This is a genomic window from Enterococcus sp. AZ011 (assembly GCF_050548355.1).
GTDB classification, from domain to species: Bacteria; Bacillota; Bacilli; order Lactobacillales; family Enterococcaceae; genus Enterococcus; species Enterococcus faecalis.
On sequence record NZ_CP172959.1, the window covers coordinates 68,797 to 94,714 of the forward strand.

General features: G+C 37.4%; 21 protein-coding genes. 18 read left to right on the forward strand and 3 right to left on the reverse strand.

Going from position 1 to position 25,918, the window contains the following annotated elements:
* Nucleotides 1-3: 3 nt before the first annotated feature.
* The 3 genes from IGL36_RS00295 to IGL36_RS00305 all read left to right on the forward strand — a co-directional run bounded on the left by IGL36_RS00295 (nt 4) and on the right by IGL36_RS00305 (nt 4,686).
* A complete protein-coding gene (locus IGL36_RS00295) occupies nt 4-702 on the forward strand; it encodes an N-acetylmannosamine-6-phosphate 2-epimerase (RefSeq protein ID WP_002364575.1) in 699 nt (232 codons plus the stop codon).
* Between the two features lie 178 nt (nt 703-880).
* Nucleotides 881-3,220 (forward strand): alpha-glucosidase, encoded by a 2,340-nt coding sequence (ygjK, locus tag IGL36_RS00300; RefSeq protein WP_002397702.1) that lies wholly within the window; start codon nt 881-883, stop codon nt 3,218-3,220.
* A 548-nt stretch (nt 3,221-3,768) separates the two neighbouring features.
* A complete protein-coding gene (locus IGL36_RS00305; protein WP_002367583.1) occupies nt 3,769-4,686 on the forward strand; it encodes a helix-turn-helix domain-containing protein in 918 nt (305 codons plus the stop codon).
* A 41-nt stretch (nt 4,687-4,727) separates the two neighbouring features.
* On the opposite strand, the gene IGL36_RS00310 is transcribed toward IGL36_RS00305, so the two are convergent.
* Nucleotides 4,728-5,381, reverse strand: a complete 654-nt coding sequence (locus IGL36_RS00310; RefSeq protein ID WP_002356081.1) for a Crp/Fnr family transcriptional regulator — start codon at nt 5,379-5,381, stop codon at nt 4,728-4,730.
* Between the two features lie 273 nt (nt 5,382-5,654).
* Between IGL36_RS00310 and IGL36_RS00315 the strand changes: the two genes are divergently transcribed.
* The 12 genes from IGL36_RS00315 to IGL36_RS00370 all read left to right on the forward strand — a co-directional run bounded on the left by IGL36_RS00315 (nt 5,655) and on the right by IGL36_RS00370 (nt 13,134).
* A complete protein-coding gene (locus tag IGL36_RS00315; RefSeq protein ID WP_002368606.1) occupies nt 5,655-6,548 on the forward strand; it encodes an SDR family oxidoreductase in 894 nt (297 codons plus the stop codon).
* A 12-nt stretch (nt 6,549-6,560) separates the two neighbouring features.
* A complete protein-coding gene (gene amaP / locus IGL36_RS00320; RefSeq protein WP_002397701.1) occupies nt 6,561-7,133 on the forward strand; it encodes an alkaline shock response membrane anchor protein AmaP in 573 nt (190 codons plus the stop codon).
* A 12-nt stretch (nt 7,134-7,145) separates the two neighbouring features.
* Nucleotides 7,146-7,337 (forward strand): DUF2273 domain-containing protein, encoded by a 192-nt coding sequence (locus IGL36_RS00325; RefSeq protein ID WP_002356087.1) that lies wholly within the window; start codon nt 7,146-7,148, stop codon nt 7,335-7,337.
* Between the two features lie 12 nt (nt 7,338-7,349).
* Entirely contained in the window at nt 7,350-7,862 is a 513-nt protein-coding gene (locus IGL36_RS00330; RefSeq protein ID WP_002383483.1) for an Asp23/Gls24 family envelope stress response protein, read from the forward strand.
* A 58-nt stretch (nt 7,863-7,920) separates the two neighbouring features.
* Complete coding sequence (locus tag IGL36_RS00335) at nt 7,921-8,481, forward strand: Asp23/Gls24 family envelope stress response protein (protein ID WP_002356090.1); 561 nt, start codon at nt 7,921-7,923, stop codon at nt 8,479-8,481.
* Nucleotides 8,482-8,504: 23 nt separating this feature from the next.
* A complete protein-coding gene (locus IGL36_RS00340; protein WP_002356092.1) occupies nt 8,505-8,747 on the forward strand; it encodes a GlsB/YeaQ/YmgE family stress response membrane protein in 243 nt (80 codons plus the stop codon).
* Between the two features lie 164 nt (nt 8,748-8,911).
* On the forward strand, nt 8,912-9,427 hold the full coding sequence (locus IGL36_RS00345; RefSeq protein WP_002397700.1) for a hypothetical protein: 516 nt from the start codon (nt 8,912-8,914) through the stop codon (nt 9,425-9,427).
* The gene (locus IGL36_RS00350; RefSeq protein WP_002356098.1) at nt 9,427-10,824 is read left to right on the forward strand and encodes a DUF2974 domain-containing protein; all 1,398 of its coding nucleotides are present in this window, start codon (nt 9,427-9,429) and stop codon (nt 10,822-10,824) included. The genes IGL36_RS00345 and IGL36_RS00350 overlap by 1 nt, the downstream gene beginning before the upstream one ends.
* On the forward strand, nt 10,821-11,126 hold the full coding sequence (locus IGL36_RS00355; protein ID WP_002356099.1) for a hypothetical protein: 306 nt from the start codon (nt 10,821-10,823) through the stop codon (nt 11,124-11,126). The genes IGL36_RS00350 and IGL36_RS00355 overlap by 4 nt, the downstream gene beginning before the upstream one ends.
* A gap of 9 nt (nt 11,127-11,135) precedes the next feature.
* Entirely contained in the window at nt 11,136-11,402 is a 267-nt protein-coding gene (locus IGL36_RS00360) for a hypothetical protein (protein ID WP_002356100.1), read from the forward strand.
* 296 nt (nt 11,403-11,698) lie between these two features.
* The gene (locus IGL36_RS00365; RefSeq protein WP_002356101.1) at nt 11,699-12,934 is read left to right on the forward strand and encodes an MFS transporter; all 1,236 of its coding nucleotides are present in this window, start codon (nt 11,699-11,701) and stop codon (nt 12,932-12,934) included.
* A gap of 20 nt (nt 12,935-12,954) precedes the next feature.
* Nucleotides 12,955-13,134 (forward strand): hypothetical protein, encoded by a 180-nt coding sequence (locus IGL36_RS00370; RefSeq protein ID WP_002381345.1) that lies wholly within the window; start codon nt 12,955-12,957, stop codon nt 13,132-13,134.
* A 155-nt stretch (nt 13,135-13,289) separates the two neighbouring features.
* On the opposite strand, the gene IGL36_RS00375 is transcribed toward IGL36_RS00370, so the two are convergent.
* Nucleotides 13,290-14,774, reverse strand: coding sequence for a helix-turn-helix domain-containing protein (locus IGL36_RS00375; RefSeq protein ID WP_002396762.1), 1,485 nt, complete (start codon nt 14,772-14,774; stop codon nt 13,290-13,292).
* Nucleotides 14,768-16,255 (reverse strand): helix-turn-helix domain-containing protein, encoded by a 1,488-nt coding sequence (locus IGL36_RS00380; protein WP_002396763.1) that lies wholly within the window; start codon nt 16,253-16,255, stop codon nt 14,768-14,770. The genes IGL36_RS00375 and IGL36_RS00380 overlap by 7 nt, the downstream gene beginning before the upstream one ends.
* Before the next feature lie 709 nt (nt 16,256-16,964).
* Between IGL36_RS00380 and fss1 the strand changes: the two genes are divergently transcribed.
* From fss1 to IGL36_RS00395, 3 genes are all read left to right on the forward strand, one after another.
* Nucleotides 16,965-23,063 (forward strand): fibrinogen-binding MSCRAMM adhesin Fss1, encoded by a 6,099-nt coding sequence (fss1, locus tag IGL36_RS00385; protein ID WP_152687211.1) that lies wholly within the window; start codon nt 16,965-16,967, stop codon nt 23,061-23,063.
* A 273-nt stretch (nt 23,064-23,336) separates the two neighbouring features.
* Entirely contained in the window at nt 23,337-24,251 is a 915-nt protein-coding gene (locus IGL36_RS00390; protein ID WP_078122538.1) for a diacylglycerol/lipid kinase family protein, read from the forward strand.
* A gap of 81 nt (nt 24,252-24,332) precedes the next feature.
* A complete protein-coding gene (locus IGL36_RS00395) occupies nt 24,333-25,838 on the forward strand; it encodes a helix-turn-helix domain-containing protein (RefSeq protein ID WP_002397695.1) in 1,506 nt (501 codons plus the stop codon).
* Nucleotides 25,839-25,918: the final 80 nt, after the last annotated feature.

Below are 25,918 nucleotides of genomic sequence, written 5' to 3' on the forward strand. Positions count from 1 at the left end.
TCAATGTTGAATAAAGAAATCAAAGGGGCATTAATTGTTTCTTGCCAAGCGTTGGCAGACGAACCGTTGCATAGTTCTTTTATCATGTCCAAGATGGCTTTGGCCGCTAAACAAGGAGGGGCTAAAGGTATTCGAGCAAATTCTGTGGTAGACATTCGAGCAATCCGGAAAGAGGTTGATTTACCAATCATTGGGATTATTAAACGAGATTATCCTGACGCAGAAGTATATATTACCGCAACTATGCGTGAGATAGATGAATTAATGGCTGTTCAGCCAGAAATTATCGCTCTCGATGCAACCCATTCAAAACGACCAAATGGCGAAACGTTAGCCACATTTTTCAAAAGAATAAAAGAAAAGTATCCTAACCAAGAATGGATGGCAGATTGTTCCACGCTGGAAGAGATGATTGAAGCGGCGGAGTTAGGTTTTGATTATATTGGCACAACGTTAGTCGGCTATACGCCGCAAAGTGAAAATCAGCGGATTGAACAAAATGATTTTGAACTGTTAAGAGAAGCAAAGAAGCATTTTACTACACCAATCATTGCAGAAGGAATGATTGATACGCCAGCAAAAGTCCAACGTGTTCTGGAGCTAGGTGCTTATAGCGTGGTGGTGGGATCTGTTATTACACGACCGCAAAAAATTACTGAAAAATTTGTGGAAGCTACGAAAATAAAACAGAATCAAGCATAAACTAAATACACTATCGATACACTCGTTATTTTTTGATCAATACACTTCGATACGGTCGCTTTTTTTCTAGAGAAAGTTGAATCTTTCAATAATAAAAAGGGATACACTCCATTTGGCATAGTCCTTGCTGATAATAAATCAGTGTATAAAGCGCTATCATTTTTATAGGAGGGGTTTTATGAAGGGTTTATCAAAAAAGAAACGGGTGTCTACTTGGTTAGCGTTAGGAATCACCGTAGTCAGCTGTTTTGCGTTAAGCGGGGAAGTGCAAGCAAGTGTTGAAAGAACAAAAGTTGATGAATTTGCAAATGTTTTAGATGTGAGTGCATCACCAACCGAACGGACGAATGGCGTATACGATACCAATTATTTTAATAATTTTTCTGATTTAGGTGCATGGCATGGCTACTATTTACCTGAAAAAAGCAATAAAGAGCTACTGGGTGGTTTTGCGGGGCCATTGATTATTGCGGAAGAATATCCAGTAAACTTGGCGGCAAGTTTAAACAAATTAACGGTCAAAAATAAAAAAACGGGAGAAACCTATGATTTAAGCCAAAGCAACCGCATGGACCTGTCTTATTATCCTGGGCGCCTAGAGCAAACCTATGAATTAGACGATCTAATGATTCATTTAGCTTTAATTTTTGTCAGCAATCGAACGGCGCTTATCCAAACGACACTTGAAAACACTGGTGAAGAGCCCTTGTCACTTGAAGCAAGCTGGACAGGTGCGGTCTTTGACAAAATTCAAGAGGGAACGGAAACCTTAGATATTGGCACTCGTTTAACTGCTAAAGACAATGACATTCAAGTGAATTTTGGCGAAGTCAGAGAAACGTGGAATTATTTTGCTACGAAAGACACAAAATATACGATTCATCATGCGGATAAAGTTTCAACAAAAATTGATAATCGGAATTATACAGCGACCGCTGAACCAATTGAATTGAAGCCTAAACAAACGTACAACACCTATACGACAGAAAGCTATACTTTTACAAAAGAAGAAGAGGCAAAGGAACAACAACAAGCACCCGAATATACCAAAAATGCGGCGCGCTATTTCAAAGAGAACAAGCAAAGATGGCAAGGATACCTAGATAAAACGTTTGATCAAAAGAAAACAGCAGAATTTCCTGAATATCAAAATGCGCTAGTCAAATCGATTGAAACGATTAATACCAATTGGCGAAGTGCGGCAGGTGCCTTTAAGCATGACGGGATTGTTCCGTCCATGTCTTATAAATGGTTTATTGGTATGTGGGCTTGGGATTCGTGGAAAGCGGATGTAGCAACGGCTGATTTTAATCCTGAGTTAGCTAAAAATAATATGCGGGCCTTGTTTGATTATCAAATTCAAAAAGATGATACCGTACGTCCACAAGATGCAGGAGCGATCATTGATGCTGTCTTTTACAATCAAGACAGTGCGCGTGGTGGTGAAGGTGGCAACTGGAATGAACGAAATTCTAAACCACCATTGGCTGCATGGGCAGTTTGGCATATTTATCAAGAAACAAAAGATAAGGAATTTTTAAAAGAAATGTATCCCAAACTTGTGGCTTATCATAATTGGTGGTATACCAACAGAGACCACAATAAAAATGGGATAGCAGAATATGGAAGCATGGTCAGTGATGCTCACTGGCAAAAAGACGACAAGGATCAAATCATTAAAGATAAAAATGGCCAACCTAAAGTGGACGATGATGCTGTTATTGAAGCAGCCGCATGGGAAAGTGGCATGGATAACGCTACACGGTTTGACAAAGAAGGTGTGGGCAAAGGCGATGATGGAGTTAAAGTTTTTGAAAACAAAAATAAAGGAAAAGTAGTGGGGTATTCGATTAATCAAGAATCAGTGGATTTGAATGCGTATCTCTACGCTGAAAAGGGCTATTTAGCTTCGATAGCAGAAGAACTAGGCAAAAAAGAGGACTATAAGAACTATCAAAAAGAAGCGAAGAAACTAAAAAAATATATTCAAGAAAATATGTTTGATGAAAAAACAGGCTTCTTCTATGACTTACAAATAAATGAAGACGGCTCGAAAACAAAATTGTTAGTCAATCGTGGCAAAGGAACAGAAGGCTGGTTGCCGCTCTGGGCAAAAGTAGCGACCAAAGAACAGGCGGCGGCAGTTAAGAAAAACATGATGAATCAAGAAATGTTTAATACCTTTATGCCATTCCCAACGGCATCCAAAGACAATGAAAAATTTGCTGCAACGAAATATTGGCGGGGACCAGTTTGGCTTGATCAAGCCTTGTTTGGTGTAGAAGCTCTTCAAAACTATGACTATACAAAAGAAGCAAAAGAAATGACACAAGAACTCTTCTTACATGCCGAAGGATTGATGGGAGAAGGCCCTATTCATGAAAATTATGATCCACTGACAGGGAAGGGCCTAAGTACGAAAAACTTTAGTTGGTCAGCGGCAGCGTACTATTTACTGTATAAAAACACCTTATTAAGTAATAACCCCACAACGCAAACCGCTTTTGAAATAAAATAGAAAAACAGCTCTTGAGAAAATATCTCTCAAGAGCTGTTTTTTTTTCTTCACTTGCTACAATCTGTTTCCCTCTGATTTAATTAAATGTAATTTATTTGTTTAAATAAATATATTCCATATAATTAAATAAAATATCTAAAAATAAACGATATGTACTTTTATTAAAAATGTTATTTAATAAAAATGAAATAGATATTCAATGAAATTGATTGTACAATGGTTAGTGAAGAGTGGGTTTAACGGAATAGTGTAATAAGGAATAAGCTGATATCAAAACCAAACATATGCAAAACCTCCTGCTCTGTTAGTTATATTGACTTCTATTATAGAACATTTCTTTTGGTTTTTTCAAGGGAAGTTAAGTATATAAGTTTTTGTGATTATCAAAATATTACAATATTATAATTACGGAAATAATAAAAATGAATATTTTGAAATATTTATTAATGTTTTCGCTGATTTTGTTTAATTTGTACAGGTATTGTTGGATCTTTAAGTTAATAAAAAAATAATATTTAATATTATTTTTGTTATAAAAGGGGGATATTATGGATGTTCTAGGTGCTCTAAAATATTTTAGAAAAAAGAAAAAAATTGCTCAGAAAGATGTTTTGCCAAAAAAGGGGAAACAAACCTATCGAAGAATCGAAATTGGTGAAGCCAAGCTAAGTTACGAGGATTTAATGACGGCATTACAGTCATTGGGGATTACTTTTAATGAATTTTTTTTTATGGTATCTGATACGAGAATCATGGCTTCTTCAGAAGTCAAACATCAAATTGAATGTTGTCAAATGGGGTTGAACAATACAAGTGAAAAAAAGAATCTGATTCATTATTTTTATCAATTAGAGCGCAATCCTCATAAAAATGCGTTGGAAATGTCTATTTACACAGATATTAAATTAACGTTTAGTAATGATTGGGAGGAAATTCCAGAATTTGATGAAACCGATCGAATGGTAATTCTCGCGCTTATCTCTAGCAAAAGCTACTATACATACTACGATTATCAAATGGTGACTAATCCTGCCGCCTTGTTTTCTGAAAATGAAGTCCTTCAGATTCTTGAGCAGATGTTTCCTGTCAAAGATGCTGAATTACGTGATACCCAAACACTAAATGTTGCCTATGGTTTTTACCTAAATATCATTACTGGGGAACTTTATAAGAAAAATTATGCGAAAGCTCGGGAATATTTAGCGCTAGTGAGTGTTACCACGATTCCTGCTGAAATCTACTATATTCATTTTAACTTACGTTACTTAAAAAACCTTACGTATTATCTGTACACTGGCAAAATGAGATATTATAAAGAAGTAATCGCCGTTATTGATATGATTGAAAGCTTTGGCGATGTACGTTTGGCGGAAGGCATGAAAAAAGAAATGCTTCAGCTGACGGCTGGTCGGACATTTAATTTAGAAAAAGGTCAGTTTCCATTGAATATTGTCACTGAAAAATAAAAAGCACCCCCGCAAGGTCAAACTTGCGGGGGGTGCTGATGTTAAACAATAATGTTATCTCTAATCATATCTAAATCTTTAATCAAAATTTTGCGGTTACGTAGTTCAATTGCCCCTAACTCTTTTAGTTGCTGCATCATCCGGTTAACGCTACTAGCAGAAGTTATCCCACAAAAATGCGCAATTTCTTCATTGGTCACCACGAAATCAATTAAAATACCTTCCTCTGTTTCTACGCCAAATGAATCGTACATTTCATAGATTTGTGTACAAACGGCCCCAAATTTGCCATTCATCAACATTTGCTGCATCTTTTTCATGGAATGCATTAAACGGTCCCGATAGTATTCTTTGACATACATTTGCAAGTCTTTACTATTATTGATATCCCGCCAAAATTGAACACGGTCGATTTGGTAAAGTTCTGCTTGTGGAGATTCGATGCGAATATTAAAAGGTGCATCAATAAATTCTGAATATTCATCACGTAGCAATGAAACAATTTCCAAATTGTTGATATAACGTAAATTAAATTCACGACCATCTTTGGAAATAACGCTAGTTTTGATGATGCCACTTTTTAAAATATAGGCATAACGATCTTGCAGTCCTTCATAAGTTAAATAATTTTTCTTCTTTTTTACAACGACTCGAAAAGAATGTTCATCTAAGTAGTCTTGTAAAACATTTCTCATTGGCGGTAACTCCTCAATTATCTCTAAATATTTTTGTTTTTGCCTGTTGGGCTTCCTTCTTATTTAAGCGAATTGGACATCATATGTCAATAACAAATGTTGATAAAAAAGGTCAATTAAACGCTATTTTGAAAAATAAAATCAGCTTTTAGATAATTTTGCCAAAAATTTCGCTTAATGAGTATTAAAAATATTTTTTTTATTTTATGTGCTCAAATATTTTTCAAAAAGAAAAAATTGTATTAAGGTAATAGTAGAAAGGGAGGAGATTTCATGACAGAACCAAACTTAAAAGACCCAAGAAAGTTATTTTATAGTGATGGATTTCCGCAACAAGATCAAGAAACTCCCGCATTACAGGACAAAATGGTTCCTAAACCAGATTGTGGGGAAGACAGCTATGTCGGAAATCACAAATTAGAAAATCGTCGGGTATTAATTACAGGCGGTGATTCTGGGATTGGACGAGCGGCGGCGATTGCTTTTGCTCGCGAAGGTGCAGATATTGCCTTACATTTTTTCCCAGGTGAAGAAAAAGACGCCGAAGAAGTGGCGCACTATATACGAGAAGCTGGCCGAAAAGTCTTTCTTTTGCCAGCAGATTTAAGAGATAAACAAGCACCTGAAAAATTGGTTGCACAAGCTCATGAAGCATTAGGCGGCTTGGATACCCTCGTTTTAAATGCAGCCCAACAAATTTCCTGTGCCGCTATTGAAGAATTACCAATGGAACAAGTGATAGACACTTTCCATGTCAATATTATTGCGATGTTTGGCATTGTCAAAGCAGCAGTGCCTCACTTGCCTGCCGGAAGTAGTATTGTGACAACGACTTCCGTCCAAGCCTTTAATCCCAGTGAGCATTTGTTGGATTATGCAGCAACGAAGGCATCAATTGCCAACTTTACCGTTGGTTTAGCAAAACAACTGGCACCAAAAGGCATTCGGGTAAATGGCGTGGCTCCAGGACCAATCTGGACACCGTTACAGTTAGATCATGGACAACCAATTGAAGAGTTGCCAGAATTTGGGCAACATTCTTTACTGGAACGTGCGGGTCAGCCTGCTGAATTAGCCCCTGTTTATGTTTTCTTGGCGTCCAATGATGCAAGTTATGTTACGGCTCAAGTTTATGGCGTAACTGGTGGAGAAGCAATTAATCTTTAGGAGGGATGTTCCGTGAATAAAGTTGTTAAAATACTTTTGCTTCTAGGTTCACTGATTTTAATGGCATTATTTGGCGCGGTGGCCATCACCACTTGGTCAGCCGATACAGCTTGGCAACCACCAGATAATGTCCAATGGTTCTTGCAAGACAACGAGTACGCACGTCAAGCAATCTTTTGGGTAGCGCTGGTTTTACTAGGAATTATGCTCTTTCTATTTTTATTCATTCTTTTATTCCCAAGAAGAAAAGGCACGTTTGAATTAAAAGAAGAGCAAGGAAAGTTAGTGTTACACCGTAAAGCCATCGAAGGATTTGTACGCTCTAGCTTGCAAGACAGTGACTTTCTGGTAGCACCAACCATTCGTGTAAAGGCGACAAAACGACGCATTAAGGTCAATGTTAAAGGCACACTGAAACGAACGGCGGATTTAATTGGACAAACAGAAGCTTGGTCAAAAACAATGGAAGAACGGCTTGCTCGTTTGGTGGGAACTGGTCACAAGATTACGATTGATGTTCATTTTGAAGATATTCAATCAATGAAACGACCACAACAACAGCAAACACAAGCACGTGTGGAGTAGGAGGGATGTACAATGGTTGAATGGATAAAACAATATGCCGTTCCGTTAATTGGTGGCCTAGTCGGTTTGGTTTTTGCAATCTTGTTTCTGTCAATCGGCTTCTTTAAAACATTGTTAGTAGTACTCCTGACAGGACTAGGTATTTGGCTAGGTTTGTATTTGGAACAGACAGGCATTGTCAAAAATTATTTTCATCATAAATAGGAGGTTTTGGCTATGGAAAATGCAAATGTATCGATTGTTAAAGGTGAGTTGACGTTTGAGGATAAAGTAATCCAAAAAATTATTGGCATTGCTTTGGAAGAAGTCGACGGTTTGTTAACTGTGGACGGTGGTTTTTTCTCGAATTTACGAGATAAAATGATTAACAGTGAAGATGTTACAACAGGCATTCACACCGAGGTCGGCAAAAAACAAGTCGCAGTGGATATGGACATTGTAGCCGAATATGGGAAAGATATCGAGACCATTTATGATCAAATGAAAGAGGTTATTACTCGTGAAGTCCAACAAATGACTCACTTGGAAGTAATCGAAGTCAATGTCAACGTAGTAGATATCAAAACACAAGCAGAGTACCAAGAAGAAAGTGAAACGGTCCAAGATAAACTTGGCAACGCCGCTGAAGCGACAGGTAGTTTTATGTCAAAACAAACCAACAAAGCCAAACATGCGGTAACTAAAGGCAAGACAAAAGTCAAAGAAAACACGGCACCTCGTGTTCAATAATGGGTTATTATTTTATTAAAAATAAAGCAATAATAGAAGAAACTAGGAGGAATGAACCATGAGTAACGAAAAATTCAATAATGTACCAAAACCAGCAGGAAACGGACCACACACACCAGAAGATCATGCAATCAAAGGTGAATTAACATTTGAAGATAAAGTCGTTCAAAAAATTATCGGTTTAGCCTTAGAAAATGTCGATGGTCTATTAACAGTCGATGGCGGCTTTTTCTCAAATATTGCTGAAAAATTAGTAAACACAGATAACGTCACAGCTGGTATTGATACCGAAGTTGGTAAAAAACAAGTCGCTGTTGATATGGATATCGTGGTAGAATACGGCAAAGATATTCAAGACATTTACGAAAAAATGAAAGAATTAATCAGCCGTGAAGTGAAAAAAATGACCCACTTAGATGTGATTGAAGTGAATGTTAACGTAGTCGATATCAAATCAAAAGAAGAATACGAAGAAGATAGCGAAACGGTTCAAGATAAAGTCACAGGCGCTGCCAAAAGTACCGGTGAATTTGCTTCTGAACAAACAGAAAAAGCAAAAAAAGCTGTGAATAAAGGAACAGAACAAGTCAAAGAAAATATGGAACCACGTGTAGAATAAACAGTTAAAGGGAGGAAACAATCATGGGCTTTATTTGGGCATTAATTGTCGGCGGGGTCATTGGGGCAATCGCTGGAGCAATTACTAAAAAAGGATCATCAATGGGCATTATTGCCAATATCATTGCAGGGTTAGTTGGTTCAACAATTGGTCAAGCCATTTTAGGCACATGGGGACCAAGCTTAGCTGGAATGGCTATTGTGCCATCGATTATCGGGGCAGTGATTTTAGTTGCCATCGTTTCATGGATTTTAGGACGAAAATAGAGAAGATTTTTCAGAAGAGTTTGGGCGATTGTCCAAACTCTTTTTTTATATTCTTTAATATTATCCAGTTTATTAAAATTAGATTAAATATAACTTTCCTTTGATAGGTGGTTTTGTTAAAATTTAATTAAAAAGTCGTTGCGTGGCAAAAAGGAGGTGCATCAGTGAAACATAGGAAACAATGGTTAATCGGACTACTCATTATTTTAATCATAGGAATTGGAGGAAAATGGTATATGGACGAACAAGAAAAAGCGAAACTACACGAAATCCAAACAGATTTAGCGAACTATTTGTATAATAACTACAGACTTTACACAGTAGATGAAGCAAAGGATGAACAGCTAAATAAGGAATACAACAGAGGGGAAGGTAGTTTAACTACGGAAGAATTTCTAAAAAAATCAGATGAATTAAAAGAATACAGCGATATTAAAAAAGTAGAATTTACCAGTTTTGCAGTAGGGCCAATGAAAGGTTTAGAGGTCGAATTTATTATTAACGATGTGTATGAAGATAATACAACATTAAGTACTATCTCAGCAGAAACAGGAAAATTTCGCTATAGTTTGGATCCAGGAAATACGAGAAATAATTATGTTTTAGAAGAAAAAGAACAGCCAACTTCTGTAACAATACCCAAGAATAAAATTATTTATTATGAAGGAGGGATAAAGTAATGGACAATTATCGGAAATTTTCTGAAATAGTATACGGAGTGGAGAAAGAAACAACAAATTCAGGAAATGTTATTAAATACAAAGGGGCGAAGTATCTTGTAATCGATACCATCGATACTGATAAAGATACTCTCGGATACGAACATGAACTAAGAAGCAACAGCATGCAAGCTATGACAGTGGCTGAAATCAAAGATGAATATAAGTCATATAAGGATAGTAAATTAAAAGAAATCAAAGGCTATCCCCAATCCGTAATCAACCAAAATCTCACCATTGTCTACGCTGGTACCAAATCATGGCAAGATTGGAAAACCAATTTTCGAGAAATTGGTTTTAATGATAAACACCAAGCTGGAGCGTTCCAATCTGCTTTAACATATGCCAGTCAGATTGAGCGCCAATATTCTCCTGAAGCTGGCTATACAATTAACACGACGGGTCATTCTCTTGGTGGTGCCGAAGCAATTTACGTTGCGGTTTTGAAAGGCTACAATGCCATCACGTATGGTGCGGCTGGTTCAGGATTGACAGACGAACAAATTAAAAACTACAAAGGTCAAATTATTAATTTCTATGATACTTCAGATGCGGTCACCAGCAGTTTTGTAACAGGTGGACAAGGGAAAATTCCTTTTTATAGTTTTGGAGTTGATAATTATAGTGGCGTAATTGTTGGCTGGGTTAAAAAGACGTTCGGCCATGATTTGGATATGTTTGAAATTGATGATGCCGGTAATTATATTGATAAATTTGGCGATATTGCTGTCTATTCAGATGGGCATGGTGGGGTTGCAATCGAGCAAACCATTCTGGCGCAGCAGATTTTAGAAAATAAAAATAGAATTCGTGGGCTGGAGACTTACGACGGCACGAATCCTGAGACATTGGCAGAAATCAACCGTTTAAAAAAAGAAAACAAATGGCTTCAAGAACAACTGAAACAATTTAATCAGTTGAATGAATTACGTGTTTCTTTAACGGCGAGCGGTGGCGGATTATCTAGTAATGAACGGATTTATTTAGAAGATAGTCAAGCCTTAGCGGTTGTTAAAGTCGCCGCATCACAATTTGATGTAGCGATGGAAGAGTGCCTACATATTTACAAAAAAGTGATGCAAGAATTACAAGAAGATTGGGAAAACGGATTGCAACTCATTCAACGACATACACCAGAACTTTCGTATGCAGAAATGAGAGAGGCGATGGATCAAGTCCAATGTACGAAACAAACGATGGTTGACCAAGATCTGGAATATTTCCAGAAAAAATTCAGCAAAATCAATCGTATTAGAACTTCATTTGTTCAATTAACCCAACAAATTACCGCTAAAATAAATGAATTGGTTCAGAGAGATCAAGAATTAGCGAACCAACTGAAAGGAGCCTTAACATGACGACAGCCGATGAGCTAGAAAGATGCCGCAGACAATTGCGGGAGTTAGATGAGCAAGAAATGCTCTTAGCTTCTTATCAGAGAAAAAGCCAACAACTCGCTGAAGAAACCTATTATAACATTCAGTCTGCTATTCGAATGATTGCCGAAAATCAGCAACCACTACAACAAGCGAGACAAGCGCTTGGCCGATTAGAATATGACTTTTCAGAAGAAGTAAGTCATGCTAAGAGAAAACTTTACCGTCAGAGGGAAGAGTTAGAAATAAAGTATAGAAAATTAAATGCACAGCGGGAAAGTTAACGAAGGAGGATGTTCATGGAGTTATTGGAGAAATTATGGAAAGAATACCAAAAGAATCTGCAAAAAGTAACAGCGCAGTCTCTCGGTTTATCGCTGTTACAACAACAGAGTAAAAAAGTACAGAAAAGCAAGCGAAGGGAAAAAAATGCTTTAGGACAAGCCAAACGCTCAATAGAAAATGCAAATACTGGCTTAGAAAAGTCGGTCCAAGGACAATTTGGTAAAAAAGTAACCGATGTCTTAGACATACAGAGTCAAACTATAGACAGTTTGTAATAGATGTGAACTTATTTTTAATTAAAAGAAAGAGTCCTCAACCATTCGATATTTTGAGAATAGTTGAGGACTCTTTCTTCAACAAAAATCAACAACATTTGTTGAAGTTATTTGTAGATAACGTTTATCATTCACAAATTTACATTTTTTTGTAACAGATATCTCGTATAGTAATAACTGCAAATGAATTTCAGAAAATTTTTTGATAAGTCATCAAAGTGAGGGGATAGCGGTCTTTTATTGAAAAATAGCAACACAAAATAAACAGAACAAAAGAGAGAGGAATTCAAAGAATTATGACAGAACAAACACCAACAAAGCTTTTGAATAAAGGCTTTATCAGTATTACAGTGATTAATTTCATTGTCTATCTTGTTTATTATTTATTAATGGTTATTATTGCGGTGATTGCGCAAGATAGCTTACACGCTACTTTAGGTCAAGCGGGTTTGGCCTCAGGAATTTACATCATCGGGACATTGCTTGCACGACTTTTCATGGGGAAACTCCTTGAACTGATTGGGCGCAAACAAGTCTTACGTTATGGGGCTTTGTTTTATCTTTTAACGACTGTTGCGTATATGTATATGCCAAGTATGGGCATTCTTTATCTGGTCCGTTTTTTAAATGGGTTTGGTTACGGAACCGTTTCGACAGCGACCAACGCAATTGTTACCGCCTATATCCCTAAAAACAAAAAAGGGGAAGGGATCAATTATTATGGTTTGAGTACTAGTTTAGCAGCCGGCATTGGGCCATTTATTGGGATGTTATTGTTAAATGTTTCCAACTTCCATGTCATTATTAACTTTTCAATTATTTTAATTTTGTTAACAACCATTGCTTGCTTCATTTTCCCAGTGAAAAATATTGAGTTAACACCTGAACATCGTGAAGCTTTATCTAAATGGAATTTTGATAGTTTTGTTGAAAAGAAAGTTTTATTTATTACATTTATCGCCTTTTTAATGGGGCTTGCTTATTCAAGTGTCTTATCTTTCTTATCTTCTTATGTCAAAGTAATCGATTTAGTTGACGTCAGCACCTTCTTCTTTATCGTCTATGCAGTCGTGATTACCTTAACACGTCCATCGACAGGTCGGATTTTCGATGTCAAAGGTGAACGCTACGTCATGTATCCGAGCTACATTTTCTTAACACTAGGCTTATTCTTATTAAGTATGACTACGTCTGGTTGGATGTTATTAGTTTCAGGTGGGTTAATTGGCTTAGGTTATGGTACTTTTATGTCAAATGGCCAAGCGGTTTGTCTTCAAGAAAGCCCAAGTCCTCACCGTATCGGGATTGCTTTATCAACTTATTTCATCGGTTTAGACCTTGGATTAGGGGTTGGTCCGTACGTTTTAGGTGAATTACGTAACTTTATGTCATTCCAACAAATGTACTTCTTAGCAGGCTGTATCCCAATCGTTTGTACCATTTTATATATGGTCTTCCACAAAGCTAAAAATGATGCCAAAGATTTGTCTCTTGAAACGATTGAAGAGATTGAACACGGCTCAGAACTATAAATGGACAAGGAGTGATTTCAATGCCTAACGATGAACGGATTTTAAACGTTTTACAACAAACACTAACGGAAATTCAACGCATGAACACGCGTTTAGCTAAAATTGAAACAGAGTTAGCCGATGTCGATCAACATCACGCGACTTTGGATCATTACTTGCAAGAGCTAGAATTGGTGACAGAAAATAACAACGTCATGTAAAGTGAGTAGTTAGTAAATGAATGTTCTACGTTTCGGTATCACTAGAGTGGAACATTGAAAATTTTCGTAAAAAATGCCAAAAGGCAGCAGAAAAACTGCTACCTTTTGGCATTTTTTGTAATTTTTATCACTTAAAATGTTTCACGTGAAAACTTTTAAAAGTGGCGTGGACTTTGTTTGGTGACAATTTGTGTATTTAAATTTTCTAAGCTTTGCGCTAGTTCACCAATGCTAGCAGAAAAATCAACATAATAAGTGGGAACCGTTGATTTGACACTAACTTCTGAAAAGATATCTGTAATAATTACATCGAAAGGCTTTTCTGGTGAAGCGACAAAAATTAATTTTTTATCCACGGCTTTACTTAGCTTTTCATAAAGGGTATCTAAAATTAAATTACTTTGATTGGTCCTTACTAAGACACGAATCGGTGGTAAAGATTTCGTTTTCAATGTACAAAAAAGAATAAACAAGCAGTCAACTAACAATTTTTCATTGCCCATCAATGTTGGAAGCATTTCGATTGTAAGTCGCTTCACATCTTTGTAGAGACTTGGATTTTTTTGAAGTGCTTCTTTTAAAAAGCTTTCTTGCACAAATGGATTGGCAATCGTGACAAAGGTCTTAAAAAAGACACTTAAATTTTGGATAGAAGTATATAGATAAAGATACTCGTGAAATGTCAATTTAATTTGATAAAAAGACGTTAGTTGATAAATGATCTCTTTAATGGGTGAGCCTAATAGCTGGACCATATGCATCCGTGCTGCAGGAATTTCCAAGACATCTTGTGTGGCGTAGCTGACACTAATCGTCAATAAGAAAAAGGCAAAAAGGCCTTCTTTTTGTATAAATTTTGTTGGAACTTGGTGTAAGGCTTCTTCTTTAAAAAACAATTCAAATTCACTCAGATTAACAAAGGGATTAACAATCGCTTCTTCCTCCACGAAAGTTTCTTTGATAAAAAAGCCCTCTTTCCAACGCGCTAAAATCACCGCAGAAAAAATCAAGTCTTTTGTAAAATCTTGTGTTGTATTGAAAGAAACAGAGTGTTTTAAACGTCGAAAGAGACTGTGGACTTCTTTTTTAGTAATCGTGTGTAACGGCCAATCCCCTTCAGAGTAATTGTTCCAAAAAAGCATCATAAAGAAAATCCGGATATCTTTTTCTTTGCCCACCAACACATTGGTACGTTTTAAATTGATTTCAATCTGATATTTTTGAAGCCATTGGTTTAATTGTCCAATTTTTCGCGTAAAGGTTGATGAAGAAATTTCTAGGACTTTTTCAAAATGTTTGCTATCAATTGCATTATGGTTAAAGGCATAGGTCAGTACTTGATACGCGAAACTTTTTTTGACAAAGTAGGGCATCAAAAACGACAGTTGGAAATAGGGTGCAAACCAAAATGTGATTTCTTTGGCGTTTGCTGATAAAGAAAATAAGTTCTCCCAGCCGTTTTTTTCAATTTCTGTTTGGAGCAAAGCTACAGATTGTAGAATGGTATTTTGTTGCATTTTTAATTGAGTCGCTAAAGTAGAAATCGCCAATGTTTGTTCTTCTGCTTCACGACGTTCGAGTAACTCTTCTAAAAGAGCAAAACTTTTACGATAAGGTACATCAAGTAACCCTGTTAACATCCGATTCCCTCCAAACTGTTTTCCCCACGCAATTTAGCAAAATAAATTTTGCGAACTACTTGTTTTAGGTTATAGTATTCGTCTAAATAAGGAACGGGATGCCAATAAAAAGTTTTACTGGCGTGAAAAAGCGGATTATTTTTGTCAGTAATGACTAAGTCAGGCACTTCTTGAATATGATTAACGAATTTCAAAGGAACATCGCAATAATTATTGATTTCCTTCGCTAACCAATTTTCTTGTATCTGATTAATAGATGAATGAAGTAAAATTTTAACAGGAATTTGTTTGTTTAATAAAACACTCCGAATAATTAAAAAAATGGTTTCTTTAAATAACGCATCTAGTGGATGTTGTTTGTCAAAAGGCAAACGCTTTAAGAAATAGTTGGTTGTTCGTGAAACATTTGGGTATTGTTTTTCATACAAAGAGACATTAGCAACCTCATAGCTCAATTCCTCTTCCACAGGGAAATGAATCAGTCGTTCACTGGCATTGGATAAATTAACCAACAAAAAGACCACTTCTATTGCGCTTAAATCCAACTGTAATTGCGTACATTTTTCAAAAATCCAAGTAGCGTGTGGACTGTTATCCATTCCCATGATCGCTAAGTTGGCAAAGTTGATGGTTTCCATTTGGACCAGAGAGTACATCGTTAATGTGCTGAAGAAATCATAATAAAAATGAATCTCAGCTTGCCAAGTGTCAGGCTCTTTTTGTTCATCAATAAAACAATCATTCACTAATAGTTGGAATTCTGAATAAGGAAAGGCCAAATTAATAGCAGCAACTTCTGGATAATTGGTGATTGTAAAACCGGATTGATAACGGAGTAAACCTATGGACATAATTAATTTTAATTTGCGTAAATCAGTATATGTAAAGTAAGGGTAACGGTTTTTGATGATTTCAATGAAGTTCTGCAATTGCGCTTGATTAGTCTTAGATAAAAATGGTACTAGAGAAGTTCCTGAAATGAAGAATAAGGAATAAAAGAAACTGCGAAAATCTTTCTCGTTACCACAAATTTTTTCTCGTCTTTTTAAGTTTAAATAACAATTAAATCTAGCTAGATGATTATTTAAACGGTCACTGACTTGTTTAAAAATAGAAAAGTTAATAAAGTGCTCTTCACAAAAATCTTTGGCTGAAGTGTAGCGTTTTAAAAGTAAATCCAGGGCTAACATATAGGTTAGTGACCCGCGGACAACAGCTTCTTTCATTAACTCAATCGGGATATTTTCATCGGCAACTAATTCTATGGACTGTTGATTATTAATGATGCGAATATGTACATTTTCATGTGTATTGACTCGAGAAATTAACAAAGTTAATTGATTCAATAAATTGTTGATATTGTAATGGGAAAATTCATATTTTCGTCGGAGTACTTGCATGGGGACTTTTTCTTTACTGTCATACAAGTATTCAATTAGGGAAAGCAACTGAATTTCCTGTTTGGTTAATAAGTTATGCATAATAACCACCTTTCTAATTGGTTATGATTGTTTGATTTTTCAGATAATACAGATAGGGCATTCTTTTTTAAACGACATTTGACGATTGCCAGTGAAAGAACTAGTTGTTCTTATGCTACTGTATCTATTCTTAAAAATCAAGAAGAACTGAATGTGTCAAATGGAACAAAACACGGACAAAAAACGATAGAGCAAAAAATTATTAAAAAAAACAACCAGTTTATATAAAACATTTAAATAACAAAAATGATAATTTGAGTCTATTGATTTTTAGCTTAAATAGCTTATACAAATAGGCTTTTTTGTCTGGTTAGTTCTTATGAAAAAAATTAAAAAAAACGGTATAGTGGAAGAAGGAATAGTAAAAATAAGAAAGGATAAGGACGTGTTTTCATAAAGATGAAAAGGGTTTCTGGGATTTCATCAACTTTTTCTATTTGGAGGAGAAGTTGTTGATAATTTTCGCTGAAAAATCTCGTTATACTCTTCTTATTCTTATAGAAGAGTCTATAGGAAAAAGCAGAAAATGAATCCGCATTCGAAGTAAGAGTGCGTTTTGAGGAGATAAAAAGAAAAGGTGTGTTGGCTGTCTGTTTTAGCAAGGAAGAAAGACAACAGAAGAGCACTCACTTATTTGGTTTAAAATAAAAAATTGGTACGAAGTGAACGTTCTCTTCTATGTGTCGTTAGTAGAGGAAGGATGAAAGAAATGAGAAAGAATGGTCCAATGGTAAACCGTTGGCTCTACGGGTTGATGTGTTTGTTACTTGTTCTAAATTATGGCACACCACTCATGGCTTTGGCGGAAGATGTTAACAGCGATGGCCAGTTAACGTTAGGAGAAGTGAAGCAAACCAGCCAGCAAGAAATGACCTTAGCGCTTCAAGGAAAAGCACAACCAGTAACACAAGAGGTTGTAGTGCATTATAGTGCCAATGTGTCAATCAAAGCTGCACATTGGGCAGCGCCCAATAATACGCGCAAGATTCAAGTGGATGACCAGAAGAAACAGATTCAAATTGAATTGAATCAGCAAGCGTTAGCAGATACGTTAGTCTTAACGTTGAACCCTACAGCTACAGAAGATGTGACGTTTTCTTATGGACAACAGCAACGAGCGTTGACGTTAAATACTGGTACTGATCCGACAGAATCAACGGCAATCACGAGTTCGCCAGCCGCATCAGCGAATGAAGGTTCAACAGAAGAAGCATCTACAAACTCCTCTGTTCCTCGTTCGTCCGAAGAAACTGTCGCCAGCACGACAAAAGCGATAGAAAGTAAAACAACCGAGTCTACGACTGTCAAACCGCACGTAGCAGGACCAACAGATATTAGTGACTATTTTACAGGTGATGAAACAACGATTATCGATAATTTTGAAGATCCGATTTATTTAAATCCTGATGGCACACCAGCAACACCGCCGTATAAAGAAGATGTGACCATTCATTGGAACTTTAACTGGTCGATTCCAGAAGATGTGCGGGAACAAATGAAAGCAGGCGATTACTTCGAGTTTCAATTACCTGGCAATTTGAAACCTAATAAACCAGGTTCAGGTGATTTAGTTGATGCAGAAGGCAATGTCTATGGAACCTACACAATTAGTGAAGATGGTACGGTTCGTTTTACCTTTAATGAGCGAATCACGTCTGAAAGTGACATTCACGGGGACTTTTCTTTAGATACTCATTTGAATGATTCAGATGGGCGGGGCCCAGGAGATTGGGTGATTGATATTCCTACACAAGAAGATTTGCCGCCTGTAGTGATTCCGATTGTCCCAGATACCGAACAACAAATTGATAAACAAGGCCATTTTGATCGAACGCCCAATCCTAGTGCGATTACTTGGACGGTAGATATCAATCAAGCGATGAAAGATCAAACAAATCCAACTGTGACGGAAACATGGCCAACAGGGAATACCTTTAAGTCCGTGAAAGTCTATGAGTTAGTGATGAATCTTGATGGAACAATTAAAGAAGTGGGTCGCGAACTTAGTCCAGATGAATATACCGTTGATAAAAATGGCAATGTGACGATTAAAGGTGACACCAACAAAGCGTATCGTCTTGAGTACCAAACGACGATTGACGAGGCGGTTATTCCAGATGGCGGCGGCGATGTGCCTTTTAAAAATCACGCGACGTTAACAAGTGATAATAATCCAAATGGGTTAGATGCTGAAGCAACTGTTACCGCCACATATGGCAAAATGTTAGACAAGCGCAACATAGATTACGATGAAACCAATCAAGAATTCACTTGGGAAATTAACTACAACTATGGTGAACAAATCATTCCAAAAGACCAAGCAGTCATTACAGACACAATGGGCGATAATTTAACGTTTGAACCAGATTCTTTACATTTATATTCAGTGACGTTTGATGACAAAGGAAATGAAGTCGTTGGAGCAGAACTTGTGGAAGGAAAAGATTACAAAGTGGTAATCAACGGAGACGGTTCCTTTGCAATTGACTTTTTACATGATGTGACTGGCGCAGTCAAGATTGATTATAAAACCAAAGTTGATGGAATTGTCGAAGGCGATGTTGCCGTGAATAATCGTGTGGATGTTGGCACTGGTCAGCATTCAGAAGGTGATGGCACAGCCAGTCAACAAAATATTATTAAAAACACTGGTGCAGTTGATTATCAAAATTCAACGATTGGTTGGACGTTAGCTGTGAATCAAAATAATTATTTGATGGAAAATGCCGTGATTACGGACACATACGAACCAGTTCCTGGCTTAACCATGGTACCCAATTCGTTGGTTGTTAAAGATACAACCACTGGTGCTCAGTTGACGTTAGGTAAAGATTACATGGTAGAAATAACTCGTAATGCAGAAGGTGAAACAGGCTTTAAGTTAAGTTTCATGGGGGCGTATGCCAAAACAAGTGATGCCTTTTACGTAACCTATACTACCTTTTTCGATGTTACCGAGTTAGATGCTAACAATCCTGCATTGGACCATTACCGAAATACCGCTGCCATTGATTGGATGGATGAAGCAGGAAACAATCATCATTCAGAAGATAGTAAACCGTTTAAACCTTTACCTGCTTTTGATTTAAATGCGCAAAAAAGCGGTGTTTACAATGCCGTCACCAAAGAAATCACTTGGACGCTTGCGGTTAATTTAAGTAATAATCGTTTAGTCGACGCCTTTTTGACGGATCCAATTTTAGCCAATCAAACCTATTTGGCTGGGAGCTTGAAAGTCTATGAAGGCAATACAAAACCAGATGGTTCGGTTGAAAAAGTGAAACCAACGCAACCGTTGACGGATATCACAATGGAAGAACCAAGCGAGAAAAACCAAAATACTTGGCGTGTTGACTTTCCTAATGATAGTCGTACGTATGTGATTGAATTTAAGACGTCTGTTGATGAAAAAGTTATCGAAGGTTCGGCTAGCTATGACAATACCGCATCTTATACAAACCAAGGTTCTTCACGTGATGTGACAGGAAAAGTTTCTATTCAACATGGTGGCGAATCAGTGAAAAAAGGTGGCGAATACCACAAAGATGATCCAGATCATGTGTACTGGCATGTAATGATCAATGGCGCCCAATCGGTTTTAGACGATGTGGTTATTACTGATACACCCTCACCAAATCAAGTGTTAGATCCCGAGTCATTGGTGATTTACGGTACCAACGTAACAGAAGACGGAACGATTACGCCAGATAAATCTGTTATTTTAGAAGAAGGAAAAGATTACACACTGGAAGTTACCACCGATAATGAAACAGGACAACAAAAAATTGTCGTTAAAATGGCCCATATTGAAGCACCTTATTATATGGAATATCGTAGTTTAGTGACTTCTTCAGCGGCGGGGAGTACAGACACGGTATCCAACCAAGTGTCAATTACTGGAAATGGTTCAGAAGTCGTTCATGGGGATGACAATGGCGATGTGGTCGTTGACATTGATCACAGTGGCGGTCATGCCACAGGGACTAAAGGCAAAATTCAGCTGAAGAAAACAGCCATGGATGGGACGACTATTTTAGCAGGCGCCCATTTCCAAATTTGGGACCAAGCCAAAACACAAGTCCTACGTGAAGGTACAGTAGACGCCACTGGGGTTATCACATTTGGTGGGTTGCCGCAAGGGCAATACATTTTGGTGGAGACAAAAGCACCAGAAGGTTATACAGTTTCGGACGAATTAGCTAAAGGCCGAGTCATTACTATTGATGAAGAAACTTCAGCCGAAGGAGCACAACCAACCATTATTAAAAACGATGTCAATAAAGTATTTTTAGAAAAAATGGATGAGAAGGGTAAAAAGTTAGTCAATGCTCGCTTTAAATTAGAGCATGCCGTAACCACGCCGTTTACTCATTGGGAAGAAGTTCCCCTTGCGCCGGATCGAACCAACGCGAATGGCCAGTTAGAGGTGGATAGTTTAAAACCGGGGCTTTATCAGTTCACAGAAATCGAAGCACCGACAGGCTATCTTTTAGACACGACACCCAAACGGTTCATTGTGACACAAAACACGAGCGGACAAATTCATGATGTTCATGTTAAAATGCTTAATTACCAAGGTTCTGCTGAACTAATTAAAAAAGACCAAGCAGGCAATCCATTAGCAGGTGCTGAATTTTCAGTCCTTGATACCACAGGACAAGCGGTTCGAGAACACTTAGTTTCGGATGCAAACGGAAAAGTCACAGTGACGGATTTAGCCCCAGGCAAATATCAATTTGTGGAAACCAAAGCGCCAGCAGGGTACCTTTTAAACACTGAACCAAGTGCTTTCACGATTGCAGCAAGCGATCGGGGCAAACCAGCAACAGTTATAGCAACGGCTAACTTTGTTAACTATCAAGGCGCAGCTAAATTAATCAAAAAAGATGTGAATGGATACTTATTAAGTGGTGCGACATTTAAAGTGCTTGATGCGAAGGGACAAACGATTCAAACAGGCTTGACGACAAATAGTCAAGGGGAAATTATTGCAGAGCACTTAGCCCCAGGTAAATATCGCTTTGTAGAAACCAAAGCGCCAACAGGCTATTTATTAAATACCACGCCAGTCCCATTTGAAATTGCTGAGAAAAATGCTGGTAAACCAGCGGTCGTTGTTGCTAGTGACAACTTTGTGAATTACAAAGGGGCTTTCCAAATCGTGAAAACGAATAGCGCAGACCAACCATTAGCAGGTGCTGTTTTTGAACTATATGATCACAATAAACAATCATTAGGGATTACAGCAACGAGTGGCAAAGATGGCAAAATTATCTTTAGAGACTTGGCGCCAGGTACCTATTATTACAAAGAAATCAAAGCACCAAAATTACCAGATGGCGCAGATTATATTATTTATCCTGAATTAGTAAAAGTAGAAATTCGTGGTGATTTCAAAGGCGATCCGGAGATCTTCCAATTAGGGGCCTTCGCCAATTTCAAAGGACGCGCCGTCTTTAAGAAAATTGATGCCAATGCGAACCCACTTCCAGGAACGATTTTTAAATTGTATCGAATCGAAAACGGGGAAAAAATCTTTGAAAGAGAAGTAACTGCTGAAAAAGATGGTTCATTGGCTATGGAGGATTTAGGCGCTGGTAGTTATGAATTAGATGAAATGGATGCAACGGATGGCTATATCGTCAATAAACAACCCATTTATTTTGTAGTGAAGAAGAATTCAAATGATAAACAACCACTAGATGAGTTAGAGTTTGTAAATTATCAAGCGGAAGTAACGGGACGTAAAGTCAATGAGCAAGGTCAAACCTTAGCGGGTGCAGTTTTTGCAATTTACAACGCCGATAATCAGAATCAGCCACAAGGTTCACCAATAACATTCTTGAATCGTGCAGGAGAGAAAGTTTCTGAAATAACAACGGACAAGACTGGCGAAATTTACGCTAAAGGGCTGAATGAAGGGCATTACGTTTTAGTGGAAACGAAAGCACCAACAGGCTATCTGTTAGACACAACGCCACATCCATTTGATGTAACCGCCCAATTAGGAAAAGAGCAGCCAATTGCTTTAGGCGATCTTATCAATTATCAAGGAACTGCTCAATTAACCAAAGAAAACGAAACAGGTGAAGCATTGGCAGGTGCGGTGTTTAAGGTCATTGATGAAACAGGGCAAACCGTAGCTGGACAAGCCAATCTGATGTCTGACAAGCAAGGCAAAGTCATTGCGAAAAACTTAGCACCGGGAACGTATCGTTTTGTGGAGACACAAGCGCCAACAGGCTATCTTCTTAATGAAACGCCAAGCGCAAGCTTTACGATTGCCAAAGACAACCAAGGCAAACCAGCCACTGTGGTACTTAAAGCACCTTTTATTAATTACCAAGGTGCTGCCAAGCTGGTGAAAATTGACCAGCAAAAGAATGCCTTAGCAGGTGCTGAATTTAAAGTGACAGATGCAGAGACAGGGCAAACTGTCGCTCGTTCATTACGTTCTGACAACCAAGGGTTAGTTCAAGTGAACCACTTACAACCAGGAAAATATACCTTTGTGGAAACAAAAGCACCGGATGGTTACCAACTGTCTAAGCAAGCAGTCGCATTCACTATTGCGGCAACAGCGAAAGACAAACCTGAACTCGTGGATGCGGGCACGTTTGTTAACGAGAAACAACCTGTATCCAAAAAAACAAAACCAAATCAGCCAACAACGAAACAAGCAGCTAGAGAGACAGGTTGGCTTGATTTACCGAAAACCAACACAAAAGTCAATTACTTCTTTGTCTTTATCGGCCTCCTGTTGGTCAGTTTGGCAAGTTGGCTCTTCTATAAAAAGAGCAAGAAATAAGCAAAAGCTATAAAAAAACAGGCCATCCGTCGAAAGGACGGATGGCCTGTTTTTTCATCTTAAGCTAATCAACTGAACAAAAGCAGCTCCTTCTTATTGACATTCTCAGGTAAGCCTTCATCGCAGTTTAGTCTTTGAACAGAACTTACTGGGTTCTTGGAGATAACCGCTTGTGCCTCAGCCTTTGTTTTTCGATGCTATCTTTAGGTATTTTGGCTAAAATATTGTACACTTTACATGTGCAAGAAATTTAGTTAGAGATATGAGGATAGAATGATGAAAAAGATGATGGTTTTATACAACGAAACTTCAGGAAGTAGTGAAAGTAAAGAGATTGCAGAACGCTTTAAAAAAGCTGCAGAAGCGAGAGGGGAAGCGGTTATTTTGCAACCTTCCAATCCAGACATTGATCCTGAAGAAATGCGGAAAAATGCCAAAGAAAATCAAGTGGGTGTCTTGGTCGTCATTGGTGGTGACGGGACCATTCATCATGCCGTTCAAAATTTTAAAGACACCATTCGTGACTATCAAATAGGGATTATTCCAGGTGGAACAGTCAATAATTTTGCACGTGTGTTAAGTATTCCTTTGAAAGAAGAAGACGCCTTTGAGACCATTTTGGCAGGACAGACCACACCAGTTGACTTTGGAATGGTAAATCAAGATGTGATGATTTCGACCTTAACGATTGGACTATTAGCAGATACAGCAGCAAATGTGACCCAACAGGAGAAACAAAAATATGGTCCTTTAGCCTTTACAAAGCAATTTTTCCGCTTATTAATGAAAAAGAAAAAATACAAACTAAAAATTGATGGCGATGAAAGACGTTGGCATGGCAAAGCCCAATTATTAACGATGACCATGACGAATTCTGCTGGCGGCTTTACCAATTTCGATGCCAATGCTACGCCAGATGACGGCGAAGTCCACATTATCATTTTGCCTAAGTTAGTTTTTTACAAGTTTGTCTATTATTTACCTAAAATTATCAGAGGACAATTAAATGAAATTCCTGGTGTCGTGTATTTCTCTGGGAGTCAATTTAAAATTAGTGGCGAAAAAGACAAGAAAGTCCAAACACGAACAGATGGCGACCCTACCGATGATTTACCGATTAAAGTAACGGTGGAAGCTGGGGGACTCAACGTGTTTGTTCCTGAAACGTCCGCATCTACGAAAGAATAAAAGAAACAACTGTTATTTTTTCATGGAATAGATTTCTCATTTTGTGTACAATAGAACAGAAGAGAGGCAGTTGAGTGAACAGTGAAATGGGATGAATATGTTGATATATTCGATACAGATGTCGTTTCTAAAATTATTATTTTAAGAAACTTGCCAATTAATGAAGGCTGGATTGACATCAATGAGTTAGCAGAAGAATTACAATTAAACAAAAAATCAGTCAAAAAATACGTAGAGCTTCTAAAAGATGACATTACGTATTATGCTGTGGATAATGATGCTTCTTTGGCTTTTGAAAAGGGGCATGGCTATCGCTTGAACTTGGCGTCCAGTCAAGCATTCCAGAAACTTTATACAGCAATTTTTCGGGATAGTTTAACTTATCAAGTAATGGAAGATTTATTCTGGGGTCGATTTAATGGAATTGTGCCAGCGACAGCAAAGTATCATACTAGTGATGCCACGATTCGGCGCTTGCTCAAAGGGTTTACAGAAATTTTAGCACCATTGGGTTTAGTAATTAATAAAAGTACCTGGAAAATTGAAGGCAATGAAGCGTATTTGCGCCATTTTGCTTACACTATTTTTATGGACTTAATCCGTGATACTTGGCCTTTTGACTATATACAAGAAACGGAAGTCGCACAAACTGTCCAAAAAATGATGGCTTTTTTCAACGTAGAAGTTGCGGAAACGGTGACACGCCGAGTTAAATATATGGTCGCTATCTCAAAAGTCCGGAGTGCGCAAGGCGCCGAATATCGACCTTCAGCCGAGCAAGAAACTTATTTAGAAGGTAATAAACATTACCAGGCCTTTATAGAAGAGATGACAGCTACAACCCTTTTCCTTAACAAAAACGATTTAACTTTTGTGTACTTTTTCTTGTTAGCCAATGACCAATTTTATCAAGATGAAGCCACTGCACAAGCAATTTTAGCGCATTTTGATGAGTCTGAAGCGCCTGTTTATATGTTGACTCATTTAGTCCAACATTTCTTATTAGAAGAAATACAAATGACGCCGCAATTGGAAAAAATTCGTCCGCAAATTTTTTATTATTTGTTTGCTACACATTTATTTGCCGAACTTTACTATGTCCAAAATGTGAAAATGTATAATGTCTTTTGGAATAAAGTCAAAGAAAAATATCCGGTTCTTTTAGAAGAATTAAGCAAAGGCTTAAATCAACTTTACGAACAAACAGGCAATGAATTATTTACAAATAAAGAATTTTTGGCTCTGCGTTATTCTAGTGTTTTGGCGCTTTCCGATGATTTAATTCATCGCGAACAAAAAATTGTTTTAGGTTTAAAATCAGGCTTGCCAGTACTGGAAGAAGAACGGGTGAAACTTTCGATTGAAAATAATTTTCGTCGGTTCTATGCATTGGAAGTTTTACGATACAGTGAAGCAAGCAAAGAAGACTGGCAAAATATTGATTTACTATTAGTGACTTCTTTGACAGATGTGGAAACGGGTCATCCAGAGATCTTTTTACTTTCAAGTGAGTTAACGTTTGAGCAATATAATCGTTTGAACCAAAAAATAGTAAAAATTAACGAGAAAAGAACCACGTCACTTTAATAAAAAATCAAAAAAATGGGCTTTTTTGATGCATATGTCCGATAAATTGTAAAAAAATTTTTCTAAAAAGTAAAAAAAGA

Coding starts and splice junctions, on each gene's coding strand:
- IGL36_RS00355 (WP_002356099.1), top strand. CDS start 10,821: ATGACGACAGCCGATGAGCTAGAAAGATGCCGCAGACAATTGCGGGAG.
- IGL36_RS00380 (WP_002396763.1), bottom strand. CDS start 16,255: ATGCATAACTTATTAACCAAACAGGAAATTCAGTTGCTTTCCCTAATT.
- IGL36_RS00325 (WP_002356087.1), top strand. CDS start 7,146: ATGGTTGAATGGATAAAACAATATGCCGTTCCGTTAATTGGTGGCCTA.
- IGL36_RS00375 (WP_002396762.1), bottom strand. CDS start 14,774: ATGTTAACAGGGTTACTTGATGTACCTTATCGTAAAAGTTTTGCTCTT.
- IGL36_RS00305 (WP_002367583.1), top strand. CDS start 3,769: ATGGATGTTCTAGGTGCTCTAAAATATTTTAGAAAAAAGAAAAAAATT.
- IGL36_RS00360 (WP_002356100.1), top strand. CDS start 11,136: ATGTTCATGGAGTTATTGGAGAAATTATGGAAAGAATACCAAAAGAAT.
- fss1 (WP_152687211.1), top strand. CDS start 16,965: ATGAGAAAGAATGGTCCAATGGTAAACCGTTGGCTCTACGGGTTGATG.
- IGL36_RS00365 (WP_002356101.1), top strand. CDS start 11,699: ATGACAGAACAAACACCAACAAAGCTTTTGAATAAAGGCTTTATCAGT.
- IGL36_RS00295 (WP_002364575.1), top strand. CDS start 4: ATGTTGAATAAAGAAATCAAAGGGGCATTAATTGTTTCTTGCCAAGCG.
- IGL36_RS00370 (WP_002381345.1), top strand. CDS start 12,955: ATGCCTAACGATGAACGGATTTTAAACGTTTTACAACAAACACTAACG.
- IGL36_RS00315 (WP_002368606.1), top strand. CDS start 5,655: ATGACAGAACCAAACTTAAAAGACCCAAGAAAGTTATTTTATAGTGAT.
- IGL36_RS00350 (WP_002356098.1), top strand. CDS start 9,427: ATGGACAATTATCGGAAATTTTCTGAAATAGTATACGGAGTGGAGAAA.
- IGL36_RS00390 (WP_078122538.1), top strand. CDS start 23,337: ATGATGAAAAAGATGATGGTTTTATACAACGAAACTTCAGGAAGTAGT.
- IGL36_RS00330 (WP_002383483.1), top strand. CDS start 7,350: ATGGAAAATGCAAATGTATCGATTGTTAAAGGTGAGTTGACGTTTGAG.
- ygjK (WP_002397702.1), top strand. CDS start 881: ATGAAGGGTTTATCAAAAAAGAAACGGGTGTCTACTTGGTTAGCGTTA.
- IGL36_RS00310 (WP_002356081.1), bottom strand. CDS start 5,381: ATGAGAAATGTTTTACAAGACTACTTAGATGAACATTCTTTTCGAGTC.
- IGL36_RS00340 (WP_002356092.1), top strand. CDS start 8,505: ATGGGCTTTATTTGGGCATTAATTGTCGGCGGGGTCATTGGGGCAATC.
- IGL36_RS00335 (WP_002356090.1), top strand. CDS start 7,921: ATGAGTAACGAAAAATTCAATAATGTACCAAAACCAGCAGGAAACGGA.